General features: G+C 61.4%; 13 protein-coding genes. 10 read left to right on the forward strand and 3 right to left on the reverse strand.

Features of this window, described 5'->3' with window-relative positions; translation table 11 throughout:
- Positions 1-279 precede the first annotated feature (279 nt).
- Positions 280-2,097 carry an extracellular solute-binding protein gene (locus ACR0D8_RS06870; RefSeq protein WP_480645415.1) on the forward strand — a complete coding sequence of 606 codons (1,818 nt, stop codon included), beginning with the start codon at positions 280-282 and terminating at the stop codon, positions 2,095-2,097.
- A 537-nt stretch (positions 2,098-2,634) separates the two neighbouring features.
- On the forward strand, positions 2,635-2,871 hold the full coding sequence (locus tag ACR0D8_RS06875) for a hypothetical protein (protein ID WP_475161083.1): 237 nt from the start codon (positions 2,635-2,637) through the stop codon (positions 2,869-2,871).
- Here the strand turns inward: ACR0D8_RS06875 and ACR0D8_RS06880 are convergent.
- Positions 2,860-3,483 (reverse strand): helix-turn-helix domain-containing protein, encoded by a 624-nt coding sequence (locus ACR0D8_RS06880; protein ID WP_475161085.1) that lies wholly within the window; start codon positions 3,481-3,483, stop codon positions 2,860-2,862. The two genes, ACR0D8_RS06875 and ACR0D8_RS06880, sit on opposite strands and share 12 nt — an antisense overlap.
- Before the next feature lie 65 nt (positions 3,484-3,548).
- On the opposite strand from ACR0D8_RS06880, the gene ACR0D8_RS06885 reads away from it, so the two are divergent.
- The 5 genes from ACR0D8_RS06885 (at position 3,549) to ACR0D8_RS06905 (ending at position 9,396) form a co-directional block, all read left to right on the forward strand.
- Entirely contained in the window at positions 3,549-5,066 is a 1,518-nt protein-coding gene (locus ACR0D8_RS06885; protein WP_480645417.1) for a class I adenylate-forming enzyme family protein, read from the forward strand.
- Positions 5,063-5,722 carry a DsbA family oxidoreductase gene (locus ACR0D8_RS06890; protein WP_480645418.1) on the forward strand — a complete coding sequence of 220 codons (660 nt, stop codon included), beginning with the start codon at positions 5,063-5,065 and terminating at the stop codon, positions 5,720-5,722. The genes ACR0D8_RS06885 and ACR0D8_RS06890 overlap by 4 nt, the downstream gene beginning before the upstream one ends.
- Before the next feature lie 75 nt (positions 5,723-5,797).
- Positions 5,798-7,006: a multidrug effflux MFS transporter gene (locus tag ACR0D8_RS06895; RefSeq protein ID WP_480645420.1), complete on the forward strand. Its 1,209-nt coding sequence runs from the start codon at positions 5,798-5,800 to the stop codon at positions 7,004-7,006.
- Positions 7,007-7,063: 57 nt separating this feature from the next.
- Positions 7,064-8,728 carry a hypothetical protein gene (locus tag ACR0D8_RS06900; protein ID WP_480645421.1) on the forward strand — a complete coding sequence of 555 codons (1,665 nt, stop codon included), beginning with the start codon at positions 7,064-7,066 and terminating at the stop codon, positions 8,726-8,728.
- Positions 8,725-9,396, forward strand: coding sequence for an SH3 domain-containing protein (locus ACR0D8_RS06905; protein WP_480645422.1), 672 nt, complete (start codon positions 8,725-8,727; stop codon positions 9,394-9,396). The genes ACR0D8_RS06900 and ACR0D8_RS06905 overlap by 4 nt, the downstream gene beginning before the upstream one ends.
- Here the strand turns inward: ACR0D8_RS06905 and mfd are convergent.
- On the reverse strand, positions 9,393-12,848 hold the full coding sequence (gene mfd / locus ACR0D8_RS06910) for a transcription-repair coupling factor (protein WP_480645423.1): 3,456 nt from the start codon (positions 12,846-12,848) through the stop codon (positions 9,393-9,395). The two genes, ACR0D8_RS06905 and mfd, sit on opposite strands and share 4 nt — an antisense overlap.
- A gap of 21 nt (positions 12,849-12,869) precedes the next feature.
- Positions 12,870-13,394, reverse strand: a complete 525-nt coding sequence (locus tag ACR0D8_RS06915) for a component of SufBCD complex (protein ID WP_475161113.1) — start codon at positions 13,392-13,394, stop codon at positions 12,870-12,872.
- 120 nt (positions 13,395-13,514) lie between these two features.
- Between ACR0D8_RS06915 and hemB the strand changes: the two genes are divergently transcribed.
- The 3 genes from hemB to ACR0D8_RS06930 all read left to right on the forward strand — a co-directional run bounded on the left by hemB (position 13,515) and on the right by ACR0D8_RS06930 (position 17,860).
- On the forward strand, positions 13,515-14,513 hold the full coding sequence (gene hemB, locus ACR0D8_RS06920; RefSeq protein ID WP_480645424.1) for a porphobilinogen synthase: 999 nt from the start codon (positions 13,515-13,517) through the stop codon (positions 14,511-14,513).
- A gap of 140 nt (positions 14,514-14,653) precedes the next feature.
- Complete coding sequence (locus tag ACR0D8_RS06925) at positions 14,654-15,226, forward strand: lipid-binding SYLF domain-containing protein (RefSeq protein WP_480645426.1); 573 nt, start codon at positions 14,654-14,656, stop codon at positions 15,224-15,226.
- A gap of 171 nt (positions 15,227-15,397) precedes the next feature.
- Positions 15,398-17,860 carry a penicillin acylase family protein gene (locus tag ACR0D8_RS06930; protein WP_480645428.1) on the forward strand — a complete coding sequence of 821 codons (2,463 nt, stop codon included), beginning with the start codon at positions 15,398-15,400 and terminating at the stop codon, positions 17,858-17,860.
- The last annotated feature ends 101 nt before the right edge of the window (positions 17,861-17,961 follow it).

Genomic DNA, 17,961 nt, shown 5'->3' on the forward strand with positions numbered 1-17,961 from the left:
CAAAAACCAGTTCGACCGCACAGTGCCATGCTGCAGTTGCAAAGGAAACGGGGAAACACCAGCCTCTGTCCGCCACGGGAAACTAAGCACAAAAAAACGCCCGCACGAAGCGGGCGTTAAGTTATTGAGGCAGGTTTCATACAGGCAAGAAACCTATCGAGCAGTGCGTCCTTTATAAGCAATTCCTTGCGTTCATCCAAGCTAAAAGTTTGATAATAGGAAAAATCATCGGTACGGTGAATCCCAACAAAATAAGGCCAGAGCAGGATTGTTTCCAAAATGCGCCCCGATTTTCTACGCCCCGTTCGTCCAGTGCTCGCGGGAATCGCTGCGGTTTTTGCCGCTGCAATCGCCCACGCAGAATCGGCTCATGGCATAGCTATGTACGGCGACCCTGCCCTACCACCGGATTTTGTGTCGCTGCCCTATGCCAACCCGGATGCACCCAAGGGCGGCAAAGTCGTTTTCGGAAACACGGGCGGCTATAACAGCTTGAACCCGTTTGTGCAAAAAGGCACCTCTCCGTGGCAACTTAGGTTTTGGACCCACGAAGGCCTGATGGGCCGGTCCTGGGACGAACCTTTCACTCTTTACGGCCTGTTGGCCGAATCAGTCGACACCGCACCGAACCGCTCGTGGGTGGAATTCACCCTGCGTGAAAACGCGCGATTTTCCGATGGCACGCCCGTCACAATCGACGACGTCATCTGGTCGTATGAGACTTTGGGCACCGAAGGGCACCTGCGATATCGCGGGTTGTGGGGCAAGATCGACAGCATCGAACAAACCGGTCCCCGTTCGGTTCGGATCACCTTTAACGAGCCCGACCGCGAACTCGCACTGATCGCCGGGTTGCGCCCGATCCTGCAAAAGGCCCAGTGGGAAGGGAAAGACTTCGCCGATGCTGAACTTCACGACGTACCAATCGGAACCGGCCCGTATATCATCGAGGATTACGAAGCCGGGCGCTATGTGAACCTGCGCCGCAATCCCGACTATTGGGGCAAGGACGTTCCGTTTCGCCGCGGCACGATGAACCTGGACGAGATGCGGATCGAGTTTTACGGCGACGGAACCGTGCTGTTCGAAGCTTTCAAGGCGGGCGAACTGACCGCCGTCCGCGAATTCAACGCCGACAAATGGAACACGCAATATAGCTTTCCCGCCGTTCAGCGCGGCGATGTGATCAAGACCGAAATTCCGCATCGCAAGCCGTCCGGAATGACGGGCTTTGTCATGAACACCCGCAAGCCGCCGCTGGATGACTGGCGCGTGCGCGAGGCGCTGATGCTGGCGTTCAATTTCGAATTCATCAATGACACGATCACCGGCGGCGCGCAGCCGCGGATCACTTCATACTACTCGGGTTCCGATCTTGCGATGCGCTCCGGTCCGGCCTCGGGTCGCGTCGAGGAATTGTTGCTGGCCTTCAAGGACGACCTGCCGCCCGGCGCGCTCGAAGGCTATACCCTGCCCGAAGGCGACGGAACGGCCCGCAACCGGGCCAATATCCGAAAGGCGGCCAAGCTGCTGGGCGACGCGGGCTGGACCATTCAGGACGGCGTACTGCGCAATCAGGCGGGTGATGCCTTCACGCTGAACGTCCTATTGCAACAGGGCGACAGCGAAAGCGAAACCGCCATCGAGATGTTTTCCCGCGCGCTGGAACGGCTGGGCGTTCAGGTCTCGACCGAGCAGGTCGACGCGGCGCAGTTTTCGGCCCGTAACGCGGAACTGGATTTTGACATGACCTTTTTTCGCAGGGCGCTGTCGCTGTCGCCGGGCAACGAACAGCGGCTGTATTGGGGCAGCGAAAACGCGGACACCCCGGGCACGCGCAACCTGATGGGCGTCGCCTCGCCCGCCGTGGACGGGATGATTGACGCCATGCTGGCCTCAGAAAGCCGTGAAGATTTTGTCGCCGCCACGCGGGCACTGGACCGTGTCTTGACCGCCGGGCGCTATGTGATCCCGATCTGGAACTTTGATGTCGGGCGAATTGCCCATGCCAAAGAGCTGAAGGGGCCACAAACCCTGCCAATCTATGGCGACGGGCCAGAGTACATGCCGCAGGTCTGGTGGTACGAAGAGGATTGATCCGAAGCCCCCGGAACAGCCCCTTCCTTCTGTGCCCTTTGGTGCGCCCATCCGTTCCGTTACCCGCGTTTCACGCCGCGCACTTGCGTACCCAGCGGGGTCGCGATGTCGGCGGAATTCGGCACATTCTTCGGATTACACCAAATATTGTAGCTCTCCCATCCGCTTCCGCCACAACTTGATCGAGAGCCAAATTTCAGGAGAATCCAAATAAACTGCCACAAGGGGCTTTACGTAAACTGTCCGCGCGGTATAGCCTGCGGGCAATTCAACGTAGTGCCTGACCGGATTAATACAGCAAATTTCATTAGATAGCTTTTGATCGGGCGCCATAAACCAAGGATTCACGGACCGGCCTCCACTCACTCCAAACTCAGGTCCGTCGGCCCGTTGCGGTTCGCCCGCAGCGGGCTATTTTGACCTTACGTCAGCGCGATACCGGTGCGACATTTTGTCATGCGCACGCACAACCGTGCCCTCCGTACCCTGTAATGAGGGCCGGGCAGCGGTGAAACCCGAATTACGGAAACCTAGCAGATGTTGAACTGGACCGATCTGACGCAAGACTGGGATGCCATGTATTCGCGCGCAAAGCGGCGTTTTCCAAATCTTCGCGATCAGGACAAGGTGCGGCTTGGCAAGGACCGGAAGCGGTTCGAAGCTTACCTGGCCGAACGCCACCACCTGACCGTGAACGAGGCGCATGAGGAACTTGAGGACTTTCTGTTCACCGAAGGGCTGAACCGCGAGTTCAGCCGGTCCTTAAGTAAGTGACGTAACCCATAAGATGGTCGCGTCCTCGTCGCTGACAGAAATTACGTTGTGCCCCATGCTGCCATCGTAATAGGCGCTGTCTCCGCGGCGCATTTCGACAGGTTCATAGAACTCGGTAAACAGCCGCACGACCCCGGTCAGCACATACAGAAACTCTTCGCCATCGTGGCGCACCCAGCCATCGAACTCGTCCATAGAGCGGGCGCGCACGCGGGCGCGATAGGGCAGCATCTGCTTTTTCGTCAGCGTCTCCGCCAGCAGTTCATGTTCGTAGGTGGCCGTGGCGTGGGCGGTGCCGGCGCCCATTCGGGTCACGGCCATTCGCCCGATGACCTGATCGCGTTGCGGCGGCGTGAACAGTTGCGGCACCGAAATCTCCAACCCTGTCGCCAGCTTTTTCAACGCGTCATAGGTCGGGGACATCTGGCCATTTTCGATCTTGCTGAGCGTCGACCGTGCCAGACCCGCCTGTGTGGCCGCCTGTTCCAGCGTCCAGTTCCGTGCCTTGCGCAATTCCCGCACGCGCGCGCCCAGATCCAGCGGCTCGGGTTCGGTGTGGTCACCGGAATCCCGGGCGATACGGATCAGCGATGTCTGTTCTTGGGTGCTCATACGCCAATCTATAGGCCCAGCCCGTCCCGCTTGCAACGCGGCAGGCACAAGGTTAGCCAGACGTCATGCTTTCTGTATTCGATCAGGGCCCGCCTCCGGCCTGTCCATCGCCGTTCAATCTGGCCGCGCATGTATTGCGTCGCGTCGACCAGAACCCTGACAAGATCACTCTTTCGGTTCTGCGGCCCGACGGTACCGAGGACTGGACCTACAGCGCCCTGCGCTCCGCCGTTCTGGGAACGGCCACCGGGTTGTTACAGGCCGGGCTTGAACCGGGGGACATTGCCCTGATGCGGTTGGGAAACACGGTCGACTTTCCAATTGCCTATCTTGCCGCGATTGCAGTCGGCATCGTGCCCGTCCCCACGTCTTCGCAACTGACAATCCCGGAAACCGCGCGGATCATTCAGGACCTGAACCCGGCGGTCATATTCCGGGACCCGGCCGTAGACTGTGCCGACCACCCGTTTCAGATCAAACTGACGGAATTGAAGCGGATGCAGGACCTGCCCCGGGCGCAATTTCGGATGGGCGACCCCGAGACGCTGGCCTACGTGGTCTATACATCCGGCACCTCCGGTAACCCGCGCGCCGTGGCCCATGCCCACCGCGCGATCTGGGCCCGCCAGATGATGGTGGAAGGCTGGTATGGGCTGCGTCAGACCGATCGGCTGTGCCATGCCGGGGCATTCAATTGGACTTATACGCTGGGCACCGGGTTGATGGACCCATGGACCATCGGCGCAACGGCCCTTATCCCGGCCCCCGGCACCGACCCGAACGACCTGACCGACCTGCTGCGCCAACATCGCGCCACGATCTTTGCCGCGGCCCCTGGTGTGTACCGCAGGATGCTTCGGACACCAGGCTCCGCCCGTCTGCCCGATCTGAGACATGGGTTATGCGCCGGTGAAAAGCTGTCGCGACATTTGCACGAGCAATGGGTTCGCTCCACTGGGACCGAGCTGTACGAGGCTTATGGAATGTCCGAGTGTTCGACATTTATCTCGTCCAGCCCCGCACATCCGGCAAGGGGCGAGGCGTTGGGGCAACCGCAGCCGGGGCGCCGGGTGGCCATACTCGGGCCCGACGGACCGGTACCGCAGGGCCAGGAGGGTACCATCGCCATTCACCGTAGGGACCCCGGGCTGATGCTGACCTATCTGAACGCCCCCGACGAGGCGGCGGCCCGCATGCAGGGTGACTGGTTTCTGACCGGAGATCAGGGTGCCATGGCCGTCGACGGGCAGATCACCTATCTGGGTCGCGACGACGATATGATGAATGCGGGCGGCTACCGCGTGTCGCCGGTCGAGGTCGAAGCCGCCCTGTCCCGCTTTCCGGGCATTGCGCAGGTGGGCGCGGCCGCGGTTGAGGTCAAACGGGACACCTTTGTCATCGCCGCCTTCTATACAGGGCCGGAAAAACTGGACGAGGCCGCCCTGCGCACCTATGTCGAAGCAAATCTGGCGCGGTACAAACAACCGCGCGCGTTCATCCACCTGTCCGAATTGCCGACCGGCGGCAACGGCAAACTCCTGCGCCGGGCGCTGCCGGCCTATTTCAAGGCGACCAACGAATGACCCAGACCGTCAAACTTGACATCATGTCCGATCCGATTTGCCCCTGGTGCTATATCGGCAAGACCCATCTGGACAAGGCGCTGGCCGCCATTCCGGATCACCCGCTAGTCATCGAATGGCATCCGTTTCAGCTGAACCCGGATATGCCGGACGCAGGGATGGACCGGCGGGAATACCTTGAACGCAAGTTCGGCGGCAAGGAAGGCGCGGTGCGCGCCTATGCGCCGGTGGTGGAACACGCGGAAAAGGCAGGGCTGAGCATAGATTTCGAAGGAATGAAGCGCACCCCGAACACGCTGGACGCGCATCGCCTGATCCACTGGGCCGGGATCGAGGGCAAGCAGAGCGCCGTCGTCGACGCCCTGTTCGATGCCTATTTCGTTCAGGCCCGCGATATCGGAGATCACGAGGTTCTGGCCGACATTGCCGACAGCCAGGGCATGGATGCGGCGGTTGTTATGAAGCTGCTGAAATCCGACGCTGACCGCGACGATATCCGCAGCCGCGACACCCATTCGCGTGAGATGGGCGTGAACTCGGTCCCGACCTTCATTGTTGCGAACCAGCATGCGGTGCCTGGCGCGCAACCCCCTGAAATGTGGGAAAAGGTGATCGGCGAGATCATGTCTCAACTTGACGCTTCCCCTGCAAATTAGCACAGCCATCTGTGCATTTTGATCCCTAGCGCCGACTGACCTGCCGTGATAGCGCGATCAGGTCAGGAGGGCACTATGGCCAATCGCATGTCTCGGGGTGAATTCGTCGCGCTTATCGCAATGATGTTTGCGACAATTGCGTTTTCCATCGACTCGATGCTGCCGGCCCTGCCTGAAATCGGCGCGCAGCTGAGCCCCGGTGACGTCAACAAGGCGCAATTGATTCTGACCTCCTTCGTGCTGGGAATGGGCATCGGCACGTTCTTCACCGGACCTTTGTCCGACGCTTTCGGGCGCAAGCCGGTGATCTATGCCGGTTCGGCACTTTACATTCTTGCCGCCGCGGTGGCCTGGGCAAGTTCCTCGCTTGAGATGCTGCTGGTTGCGCGCATCTTTCAGGGCGTCGGCAGCGCGGCCCCCCGCGTGGTTGCCATGGCGATCATCCGCGACCTGTATTCAGGTCGGGAAATGGCCCGCATCGTGTCCATCGCCATGATGATCTTTACGCTGGTGCCCGCCATCGCGCCCATGATGGGCGCCGGGGTTATCGCCCTGACCGGTTGGCGGGGCATCTTTGTGTCCTTCATGCTGTTTTCGCTGATCACGATTGTCTGGATGGGGCTGCGCCTGCCCGAGCCGCTTGCGCCCGAAAACCGCCGCCCGCTGCGCCTGCCGCTGATGCTGGATGCGGCGCGTCAGATGTTCGCACACCCAACGGTCCGGGTTTCGATTATGGTGCAAACGCTGTGCCTGGGGATGCTTTTCACCATGCTGACCATGGTGCAGCCGGTTTATGATGTCATTTACGACAGCGCCGACAGCTTCCCGTTCTGGTTCGGCTTCGTGGCCCTTATGGCCGGATCGGCCAGCCTGTTGAACGCCGCCCTGGTGGTCAGGCTGGGTATGCGCCGGATCGTCACCTGGGCACTGGGTGCGCAGATGGTCTTTACGTCCTCGGTCCTTGCCTTGAACGCACTGGACCTGTCGCCGGCCCTGTCCTTCGCCGTGTTCGTCGGCTGGCAGACCACCGTCTTTTTCATGGCAGGCATGACCATGGGCAATCTGAACGCCATCGCGATGGAGCCGATGGGCCACATCGCCGGCATGGCGGCGTCGGTGATCGGTGCGGTGTCGACCGTATTGGCCGCCGCGATTGCCGCGCCAATCGGCCTTCTGTTCGACGGCTCAATCACTCCACTCGCGGCCGGTATTCTGACCATGTGCACCCTCGGCTTCGGTCTGATGCTGCATATGGGCCGGATCGAAAGCAGACTGCCTGCCTGATCTGTGCAGACCGGGTGAATCACGCTAATCTCTCCGCGAGCCGAGGGGAGGTTTTCTATGAGCGACTATTACGATCTGGGCACCTATTCCTGTCCGGTCACCACATCTTCGACCGACGCTCAGCTGTGGTTCGATCGGGGCTTGGTCTGGACCTATGGTTACAACCACGACGAAGCGGTCGTCTGTTTTCAGCGCGCGCTGGAATTCGACCCTGGCTGTGCGATGGCCCACTGGGGCGTCGCCTACGCCAGCGGCCCGAACTACAACCTGCCCTGGAACCTGCGCGATGAACGCGGACAGCAGACATCGCTGGCACAGGCTTTCGATGCCACCCATCAAGCGCTGGCACTGGCCGACGGCTGCACCCCTGCCGAGCAGGCCCTGATCCGTGCCCTGCCCGCCCGCTATCCGCAGCGTGACCCGATCCCGGACATGCACGGCTGGGACTATGACTTCGCCGACGCCATGCGGGCCGCCTTTGCGGCACAGCCCGATCATCTGGACCTGCGCACCATCTATGTCGAGTCGCTGATGAACCTGACACCCTGGCAGATGTGGGACCTGAGAACCGGCCAACCCGCCGAAGGTGCCGCAACGCAAGAGGCCCAAGAGGCGCTGGAAGACGCGATGGCCAATGATCCGGCCGCGATGACACATCCCGGTCTGCTCCACCTATACGTTCACCTGATGGAGATGTCGCCGACCCCGGAAAAGGCGCTGAAAGCCGGGAACGTATTGCGCACTCTGGTGCCCGATGCCGGCCACCTGGTGCATATGCCCACCCATATCGACGTGCTCTGTGGTCACTATCACAACGTCGTTTACTGGAACGAAAAGGCCATCGAAGCCGACCTGAAATATTACGAGCGCGAAGGCGCCTTCAACATCTATACGGGCTATCGCCAGCACGATTATCACTTTGTCATCTATGGCGCGTTGTTTCTAGGCCAGATGGAACCCGCCCTGCGCGCCAATCAGGGCCTGTGGGACACCACACCCGAGGATATGCTGCGGGTCGAAAGCCCGCCGATGGCCGATTATTTCGAAAGCTACATGTCCATGGGTCCCCACATCCTGATCCGATTTGGCCGGTGGGAAGAGGCCAAGGCGCTGCAGGTGCCAGATGACCCCGACCTTTACCGCACCCTGACCGCAACAACGCATTACGCCCGTGCGGTTGCGCTTGCGGCCACCGGTCTGGTGGCCGAGGCCGAAGCGGAAGAACAGCTATTCCTGTCCGCCATGGCCTGCGTGCCCGAAACCCGGCTGCTGCACAACAACCGTGTCATCGACCTTCTGGAAATCGCCAGGGAAATGCTGCGTGGTGAGATCGAATACCGCAAAGGCAATTTTGAACTGGCCTTCGGCCACCTGCGCCGTTCGGTCGAACTGGATGACACATTGCCGTATGACGAACCCTGGGGCTGGATGCAGCCCACCCGTCACGCGCTGGGGGCGCTGCTGTTCGAGCAGGGGCATGTGGCCGAGGCCGAGGCGGTCTATCGCGAGGATCTGGGCCTGGGCGGCACACTCAGCCGGGCCTCGATCCACCCCGACAATGTGTGGAGCCTGAAGGGGCTCTATGACTGTCTGAAATCGCGCGGCGACACGGTTGAAATCCGGCAGGTCGAACAAAGGCTGGATCTGGCGCTGGCCCGGGCCGACCGGGCAGTCGGCGCATCCTGTTTCTGCGCGCAGGCCGCGATGAGGGCCGCTGAATGAAATATCTTCTGTTCGCGGCGGCTGTTCTGGCAGCGCCCGCTCTGGCGGACCGCCAGACCTTTCCGCCCGCCGACGAGGCCGGGCGCGACCCGTCGCTTGTGGCCTTTCGCGCTGAGTTGCTTGCCAACGTGGCGGCGCGGGACGTCGAAGCGGTCGTTGCATCTGCGTGCCCTGACATCTACCTGAGCCACGGCGGCAACGGTGGCCCAGCGGAGTTGCGCGAATACCTGACTGCAAACCCCGAAACCCTAACCGAACAGGATCGGCAAAACACGCACGGCTATCAGGACTTCTGGGCGGCGCTTGAACACACGCTCTCGCAGCCCGGGTATTTTGATGACGAGGGCGAGTTCTGGATGCCGCATCAGTGGCGGGTCACCCTGCCCGCCTCACTGGACCCTTTCACGGCCTTTTTTGTGACCGGCAAGGATGTGACCCTGCGCCGATCCGCGGATCGCGGTGCGCCGATTCTGGCCTTGATCAGCCACGAAGTCGTCATCATACCCGACTATCAGGAAGCCGCCGACTATCAGGGTGTCATTCTGACGGACGGCACCCAGGGCTTCATGCACAGCGATTTTCTGTGGTCCATGGTCGGCCACCGCGCCGCGCTGGTGAAATCAGAAGCGGGCGCGTGGCAGCTTTGTACCTTTGTCAGCGGCGATTAGGTTTTCGCCTTTTTCTTTTCGGCCACGACTTTCTCGGCCAGATCACGGGCGATGGCAAACGCGCCCTTGATCTTGTCGCTGTCCTTTTTCCAGTCGCGGCGCACGACGATCTTGTTGTCCTTGACCTTGGCCAGCCCGCGCTGGTTCTGGATGAATTCAACCAGCCCCTGAGGTGAGGCAAACTTGTCATTGTGGAACTGGATCGTCGCGCCCTTGGGGCCACCATCCAGCTTTGCAATCCCGGCCCGTTTGCACATGGCTTTGATGCGAACGACCAGCATCAGCGTGTTCACCTCTTTTGGCAGCGCGCCAAAACGGTCGATCAGCTCGGCTGCGAACCCTTCCAGCTCGACCTTGGTCGAAAGCGACGAGAGGCGACGATAGAGGCCAAGGCGCACGTCAAGGTCGGGCACGTATTCCTCGGGGATCAGCACCGGCACGCCCAGATTGATCTGCGGCGCCCATTGATCGTCGGCATCCGACAGCCCCTCCATCTCGCCCGCCTTGATCTTGGCAATCGCCTCTTCCAGCATCGACTGATACAGTTCATAGCCCACGTCGCGCATCTGGCCGGATTGTTCTTCGCCCAGCAGATTGCCCGCGCCACGAATGTCCAGATCCTGCGACGCCAGAGTGAACCCGGCCCCGAGCGTATCGAGCGAGCCCAGAACGCGCAGGCGTTTCTCGGCTGTCGCCGTCAGTTTCTGGCGCGGCTTGGTGGTCAAATAGGCATAGGCGCGCGTTTTCGACCGCCCTACCCGACCCCTGATCTGATAGAGTTGTGCGAGGCCGAACATATCCGCCCGGTGCACGACCATCGTGTTCGCCGTCGGGATATCCAGCCCGCTTTCCACAATCGTCGTGGCCAGCAATACATCATACTTGCCGTCGTAGAACGCGTTCATCCGGTCGTCGAGCTCTCCTGCCGCCATCTGGCCATGCGCCACGACATAAGTCAGTTCCGGCAGCTGATCCTTAAGGAATTCTTCGATGTCTGGCAGGTCCGAGATACGGGGGACGACATAGAAACTCTGCCCGCCGCGATAGTGTTCGCGCAACAGCGCCTCGCGGATCGTAACCGCATCGAACTCGCTGACATAGGTGCGGATCGCCAGCCGGTCGATGGGCGGCGTACCGATGATCGACAGATCCCGCACGCCTGTCAGGCTCAGTTGCAGGGTTCGCGGGATCGGTGTTGCGGTCAGGGTCAGGACATGAACGTCCGAGCGCAGCTGTTTCAGGCGTTCCTTATGCGCCACGCCGAAATGCTGTTCCTCGTCGATGATCAGCAGGCCCAGATTGTTGAACCGGATGCCCTTGGCCAGCAGCGCATGGGTCCCGATCACGATATCCACCGTGCCGCGCGCCAAACCATCCCGGGTCTGTTGTGCCTCTTTGCCCGAGACAAACCGCGACAATTGCCGAACCTCCAGAGGGAACCCCCGGAACCTGTCCCGGAAAGACGCCGCGTGCTGCCGAGCCAGCAATGTGGTTGGCGCGACGACGGCAACCTGCACCCCGGACATGGCGGCGACGAAGGCCGCGCGCATGGCGACCTCGGTCTTGCCAAACCCTACGTCACCGCAGATCAGACGATCCATCGGCGCGCCGGAATGCATGTCGTCCATCACTTCCGAGATTGCGCGCAACTGATCGTCGGTTTCCTGATAGGGAAAGCGGGCGCTGAACTCTTCCCACGCGTGGGGCGGCGGGTCCATGACCGGCGCTTTGCGCAGGGCGCGTTCAGCGGCGATGCGGATCAGCTTGTCCGCCATCTCGCGGATGCGCTCTTTCAGCTTGGCCTTTTTGGCCTGCCACGCGCCGCCGCCCAGACGATCCAGCAGACCATCGTCGTGACCGTATTTGGACAGCAGTTCGATATTCTCGACCGGCAGATACAGCTTGGCCTGTTCGGCATATTCCAGCAGCAGGCACTCATGCGCCGCGCCTGCGGCGGTCACGACCTCCATCCCCTGATAGCGGCCGATCCCGTGATCCACATGGACCACCAGATCACCGGGGCTGAGCGATTGGGTTTCGGTCAGGAAGTTCTCGGCCTTGCGGCGTTTCTTGGGCTGGCGGATCAGGCGGTCGCCCAGAACGTCCTGCTCGGCAATCACAGTCAGGCCGGGCGTTTCGAACCCGTGTTCCAGCGCCCAGACCGCCAGATGCAACCCGCGTTTACCGATGCGCGTGCCGTCCCTGACAGGGATGGCTTCGGCCAGCCCCTCATCTTCGATCAGCCCGGTCAGACGTTCCCGCGCGCCTTCGGAATAAGACGCGATCAGAACCGGCCCCTTAGCCATCTTGTCGGTGATATGACTGGCGAGCGCGCCGAACAGACTGATGCTCTCCTGCTGACGCTCAGGGGCAAAATTGCGTCCGATCCGCCCGCCCGCATCTATCACGCCGGGGCCGCTGGCCTGCGGCAAGGGGCTGAATTGCAGCACCCGCCGTTCACCCACCGCCTGGTCCCAAGCGGCATCGTCGAGATACAGCAACCCGGGCGGCGTGGGCTTGTAGACCGTATCCATGCGCGAGCGGTTTTCCAGCGCCAGCCGTCGCGTTTCGTACTGATCCTCGATGCTGTCCCATCGGGCCAGCCGCGCGGGTGTGACCTGATCATCCAGCGAAATCGCGGCCCCGGGAAGATAGTCAAACAGCGTCTCAAGCCTGTCATGGAAGAACGGCAACCAGTGTTCGATACCCTGATGCTTGCGCCCTGCGCTGACGGCTTCGTAGAGCGGATCGTCGGTACCGGCGGCACCGAATTCTATGCGGTAGTTTTGCCGGAACCGTGTGATGGCCGCTTCGTCCAGAATGACCTCGGACACAGGGGCGAGTTCCACCAGATCAAGCTTTTCGGTCGTGCGTTGCGATACCGGATCAAACCGCCGGGCACCGTCCAGCACATCGCCGAACAGGTCCAGACGCACCGGTCCGGACTCGCCCGGGGGGAAGATATCGATGATCCCGCCGCGAATCGCGTAATCACCCGGCTCCATCACGGTCGGACTTTGGGTAAAGCCCATGCGCACCAGAAAATTCCGCAGCGCGGTTTCATCGACGCGATGGTTTACGCGGGCGGTAAATGCGGCCTCTTTCAACACCTCGCGCGCCGGAACCCGCTGGGTCGCGGCGTTCAAGGTGGTCAGCAACACAAAGCGATCCGGCATCTGGTGCACCAGCGCCGCCAGCGTGGCCACCCGTGCCGCTGCAATGTCCGCATTGGGCGAAACCCGATCATAAGGCAGACAATCCCAGCCGGGGAACACGAACACCGGCATGTCCGGCGCAAAGAAGGCCAGCGCGGCGCGCATCGCCTCCATCCGCTTGTCATCCCGCGCGACATGACAGACCGGCCCGCCGGACCGGGCGACCTCGTTCAGGACCAGCTGTGCGTCAAACCCCTCGGGGGCGCCGCCGACAGTTACGTGGTTCGGAGCCGTCATAACTTTGCCTTTCCGAATTTTCTAACCCAGAGCACCAATGGAAAAGTTCTGGTACATGCCCCAAAGCGACGTGATCAAAATCGAGATCATACCTATGATTTGCGTATAAATCCGACAGCGCGTCAGAATTTTGCTCACGATGTCCAGCGTCCCGTCGCAATGCCGCAGCTTTCGCGCAGCGGACAGGTTGATCAGCATCACCAGACACACCGGAAACAACAACAGAAACACCGCCTGCGCAAACTCGACCCCGTAATAGAACCCAAGGGTTGCCAGACCGGTGAAGAAGAAACAACTCAGCCCCAGAATGGCCAGCCCGGCGACATTGGCAATGTACAGCAGGCGGTTTCCGTTGATGCGTACGATATCCATCAGGTCCTGTTCGGCCTGCCCGCCAACGCGCCGGGCGCGCACAACCAGATCATAAGGCACCCCCATCGCCCAGTGGCTGGCTGACGACCACAGAACCGCCAGCACGATCCAGTACCACAGATTCGAAAAGCTGCGCATGTCGATGATTTCGAAAATCGAAGAGTATAAGTCCAAGCGTCAGCCCTTTATTCACTGTCCTGAGGGGCCTTCTTTGCGCAGCCGCGTCCATCGTTACCCTTGAGAACACCGGGAATTCATGCCACCCAATGCGCGAATATTCAAGGAGAGCGCGACATGAAACCGACCATTGCCCCCTATCCCATGGCTCGCTTCCGCAGGGCGCGTCAGTCGCAGGCCGTTCGGGGCCTTGTTCGGGAAAACACACTGACGCCGGATGATCTGATCTGGCCGGTCTTTGTGCGGGACGGCGAAGGCGTGGAAGAGCCGGTGCCGTCGATGCCCGGCGTCATGCGCCGGTCGGTTGACCTGATCGCCACGGCAGCCGTTGAAGCTCAGGCCCTTGGCATCCCGGCGATCTGCATCTTTCCCTATACCGACGCCAGCCTGAAAACCGAGGATTGCGCCGAGGCCTGGAACCCCGACAACCTGTCCAACCGCGCCATTCGCGCGGTCAAGGCGGCCGCGCCGGACATTGCGGTGATGACCGATGTCGCGCTGGACCCTTACAACATCAATGGCCATGACGGATATGTCGTCGATGGCGAGATTGTGAACGACCAGACCCTCGAAGCGCTGGTCAAGATGACACTCGCACAGGCCGAGGCCGGGGCCGACATCATCGGCCCCTCGGACATGATGGACGGCCGGATCGGCGCAATGCGTCAGGCACTGGAATCAGCGGGGCACCGGAACGTGATGATCCTCAGCTATGCCGCGAAATACGCCAGTGCCTTTTACGGTCCGTTCCGCGACGCGGTTGGCGCGTCCGGCGCGCTGACCGGTGACAAGAAGACCTATCAGATGGATCCGGCCAATTCGAACGAGGCGCTGCGCCTGATCGAACGCGACCTGACCGAAGGCGCCGATATGGTGATGATCAAGCCCGGCATGCCCTATCTGGATATCTGCCGTCGCGTGAAAGACACCTTTGGCGCGCCGACCTATGCCTATCAGGTGTCGGGCGAATACGCGATGGTGCAGGCCGCGGCACAGAACGGCTGGATCGACGGAGAAAAGGTGATGCTGGAAAGCCTGCTGGCATTCAAACGCGCGGGATGTGATGGCATCCTGACCTATTTCGCCCCGCAGGTCGCCCGAATCCTGCAGGGCTAAAACCCGATATTGTCGCAATTTTTCGCCGATTGTGATCAGCGCGTCCGCAGCTTTCCCGTGACACAGGGGCGCAATCGGCGTATTCTTGCACATAAGATCGGGATCACCCGGCACTTCAGGCAGTTATACAGAGAAAAAACATGAGCAGTTCCAATTCCCCCCGACTGAGCCGGCGTGGCTTTGCATTTGGCATGGCTGGTCTGACCGTCACCGCGGCCTGCGGCAACGGCGTCGGCAATTCCAATGCGGCCACGATCGACGCCCGCGTCGACGCCACGCTGACCGAGATGTACAGCTCGTACCCCAACACGGTCGAGATCGCCAACAAGGCCAATGGCATGCTGGTCATGCCGCTGATCACCGAGGCCGGGTTTATCTTCGGTGGCGCCTATGGTCAGGGCGCGCTGCGCATACAGGGCGCGACGGTCGATTATTACTCAGCGGTATCCGGCAGCGCCGGGCTGCAGATCGGTGCCCAGCAATATGCGCATGTCCTGTTTTTCATGACGCAGGACGCACTCAACGATTTCCGCCGGTCCAACGGTTGGACCGCCGGGGCCGATATCGGCTACGTCGTCGATGCAACGGGCGAGTCGCTGTCGACCGACACGACAACCCTGCGTTCACCGGTTCTGGCGGCTGTCTTCGGCCAGGCCGGCCTGAAATTCGGCGCGACGGTCGAAGGCACCAAATACACACGGATCATTCCGTAACACCGGATTACCACACCCTCGCTCACGGCCCCGCCACAAGTTCCGACTGTGGCGGGGTTTTTCGTTTATGGCGCTGTAAACATGAATATTCCGGGGCTGTTCCTCTTTCGGTCGGCACGGCCATCCACTAGTCTTGGCGCAACCGGAATTAGATCAGGATTGTGGCCACAAATGGGATTCGTATTTCGCTGGCTTGTGCGTATAACCTCGGGCCTGATCCTGCTGGCGCTGGCCGCCGTGGCCCTGATTTACTTTCTGGCCAGCCAGTCCCTGCCCGACTATGACCAGACCGTCGAAGTCAAAGATCTGCGCGCCCCGGTCGAGATCATCCGCGACACCGCAAATGTACCCCATATTCTGGCCGGGAACGACCCCGATGTATTCTTTGGTCTGGGCTATGCGCATGCTCAGGACCGGCTTTGGCAGATGACCGTTATGCGCCGCACCGCGCAGGGTCGCCTGTCCGAGGTGTTCGGCGCACGAACCGTCCATATCGACAAACTGCTGCGCCGGCTGGACCTGTACGGGCTGGCCCATCGCTCGGTCGAGGTGCAGGACGATTACACCAAGGCCGCGTTACGCGCCTACTCTGCCGGGGTGAATGCGCGGCTGGATGAGATCAACGAGATGGCCCTGGGCCGCGGCGCGCCCGAGATGTTTCTTTTCAACGCGCCCGTGTCTCCGTGGCAACCCGGCGACAGCATCGCGGTGATCAAACTGATGGGCCTGCAACTGTCCGGCCATCTGCAGGACGAAGTGCTGCGCGCCCGAACGTCGCTTATGCTGAACGACCCGGTCAGGCTGGCCGACATTCTGCCCAATGTACCGGGCCCCGGCATTGCAGCCCTGCCGGAATACGCCGCCCTGTTCCCCAACCTGCCCCGCTTTGCGCGGGGCACGCCAATGCCCGACAGCCCGTTGTCACCCTTCCCGAAACGCGGTCTGGCCGGTGCGTCGAACGCCTGGACCGCCGCGCCGACACGCTCGGCCAGCGGCGGCACTTTGCTGGCCAATGACCCGCATCTGGGCTTTACCGCGCCGGGGGTCTGGTATCTGGCAAGGCTGGAACTGGCCAAAGGGGGCGTCATCGGTGCGACCATTCCGGGCATCCCTGCGGTCATGACCGGGCGCAGCGACCGGTTGGGCTGGGGTCTGACATCCTCGTATCTGGACGATCAGGACGTGCATATCGAATGGCTGAACCCCGACAATCCCGAAGAATACCTGACCCCTGACGGTTTCAAACAGTTCCGCACCCGCCCTTCGATCATCGAGATCAAGGACGAGGCGCCTATCACGCTGACGCTGCGCTGGACGGAAAACGGCCCTGTCCTGCCCGGCAGCCACTATGATCTGGAAACGATCACTCCGCCCGGCCATGTCGCGTCCCTGTCATGGACCGCCCTCAGCCCCCGCGATACGTCGATGACGGCGTCGATGGCGCTGATGAACTCGGACACCGTCCGGCAGGCCATCGCGGCCGGCGAAGACTTCATCTCTCCGTCACAGAACCTGTCGCTGGTCGACAGGGACACCATAGGCATGAAGCTGATCGGTGCCATGCCCAAGCGGGACCTGCGCAATCAGAGCCGGGGCCGGATTCCAACCCCCGGCTGGCTGGCCGAAAACCTCTGGCAAGGCCGCCTGCCTTATGCCGACAACCCTGAATTCGTGGCACCCGCAGGCGGAATTTTGGGCAACACCAACAACAAGGTCATCGACCGCCCCTTCCCCGAACACGTGTCCTATGAATGGGGCGACACCCAGCGCGTACACCGCTGGGAACGCCTGATGCAATCGCGCGAGGTGCATACCCGCGACAGCTTCATCGAAGCGCAGCTTGACACCGTCAGCTTCACCGCCCGCTCGCTGCTGCCGCTGATCGGTGCGGACCTGTGGTTTACCGGAGCTTCCGCGCCCGAAGGAACGCCTGAGCGCCGCCGACAGGTAGCGTTGTCCCTGCTGGCCGAGTGGAACGGCGAAATGAACGAACATTTGCCCGAGCCGCTGATCTATGCCGCCTGGCTGCGCGCGCTGCAAATCCGACTGATCTCGGATGAGCTTGGTCCACTGGCGGCGGAATACAAACATGTCGAGCCGCTGTTCATCGAACGCGTCTACCGCGACATCGACGGCGCCTCGGTCTGGTGTGACGTCCGCCAGAGCGCCCCGTCCGAGACCTGCACCGACATGGCGAGGCTGGCACTGGATGACGCGCTGATCTGGATTTCCGAGCACTTTGGCGGCGCGTTGGAATCCCTGCGCTGGGGCGACGCGCATCAGGCCACGCATGACCACCCGGTTCTGGGTTCGGTTCCGGTGCTGCGCTTCTTTGTCAACATCCGGCAATCGACCAGCGGCGGAGACAACACTCTGCTGCGCGGGCGCACGTCGGGCGAAGGTCCCGATCCGTTCCAAAATGTACACGGTGCAGGGTATCGCGGCGTCTATGACTTTGCCGACCCGGACAGTTCGGTGTTCATCACCGCCACCGGCCAGTCGGGCCATTTCCTGTCACGCTATTATGACGATCAGGCGCAGCTTTGGCGGCGGGGTGAGTACATCCCCATGTCGCTTGACCTTGATCTGGCCCGCGCGGCTGCCGTTGGCGTGACGAACCTGATCCCGCGCTGACTTCGCCGGCTCGGCAGGACCTTGCCCCTTTTTCAACCCGCCGTGGACGACCACCGGTGTTTTCGCCTACGATCTGTAGGCCGACGATCTTGGACCGGGGA

The sequence above is a fragment of the Ruegeria sp. BG10 genome (assembly GCF_056538575.1).

What these genes read in the sequence shown, in the direction of transcription:
- ACR0D8_RS06870 (WP_480645415.1), top strand. Translation starts at nt 280, where the DNA reads ATGCGCCCCGATTTTCTACGCCCCGTTCGTCCAGTGCTCGCGGGAATC.
- ACR0D8_RS06875 (WP_475161083.1), top strand. Translation starts at nt 2,635, where the DNA reads ATGTTGAACTGGACCGATCTGACGCAAGACTGGGATGCCATGTATTCG.
- ACR0D8_RS06880 (WP_475161085.1), bottom strand. Translation starts at nt 3,483, where the DNA reads ATGAGCACCCAAGAACAGACATCGCTGATCCGTATCGCCCGGGATTCC.
- ACR0D8_RS06885 (WP_480645417.1), top strand. Translation starts at nt 3,549, where the DNA reads ATGCTTTCTGTATTCGATCAGGGCCCGCCTCCGGCCTGTCCATCGCCG.
- ACR0D8_RS06890 (WP_480645418.1), top strand. Translation starts at nt 5,063, where the DNA reads ATGACCCAGACCGTCAAACTTGACATCATGTCCGATCCGATTTGCCCC.
- ACR0D8_RS06895 (WP_480645420.1), top strand. Translation starts at nt 5,798, where the DNA reads ATGGCCAATCGCATGTCTCGGGGTGAATTCGTCGCGCTTATCGCAATG.
- ACR0D8_RS06900 (WP_480645421.1), top strand. Translation starts at nt 7,064, where the DNA reads ATGAGCGACTATTACGATCTGGGCACCTATTCCTGTCCGGTCACCACA.
- ACR0D8_RS06905 (WP_480645422.1), top strand. Translation starts at nt 8,725, where the DNA reads ATGAAATATCTTCTGTTCGCGGCGGCTGTTCTGGCAGCGCCCGCTCTG.
- mfd (WP_480645423.1), bottom strand. Translation starts at nt 12,848, where the DNA reads ATGACGGCTCCGAACCACGTAACTGTCGGCGGCGCCCCCGAGGGGTTT.
- hemB (WP_480645424.1), top strand. Translation starts at nt 13,515, where the DNA reads ATGAAACCGACCATTGCCCCCTATCCCATGGCTCGCTTCCGCAGGGCG.
- ACR0D8_RS06925 (WP_480645426.1), top strand. Translation starts at nt 14,654, where the DNA reads ATGAGCAGTTCCAATTCCCCCCGACTGAGCCGGCGTGGCTTTGCATTT.
- ACR0D8_RS06930 (WP_480645428.1), top strand. Translation starts at nt 15,398, where the DNA reads ATGGGATTCGTATTTCGCTGGCTTGTGCGTATAACCTCGGGCCTGATC.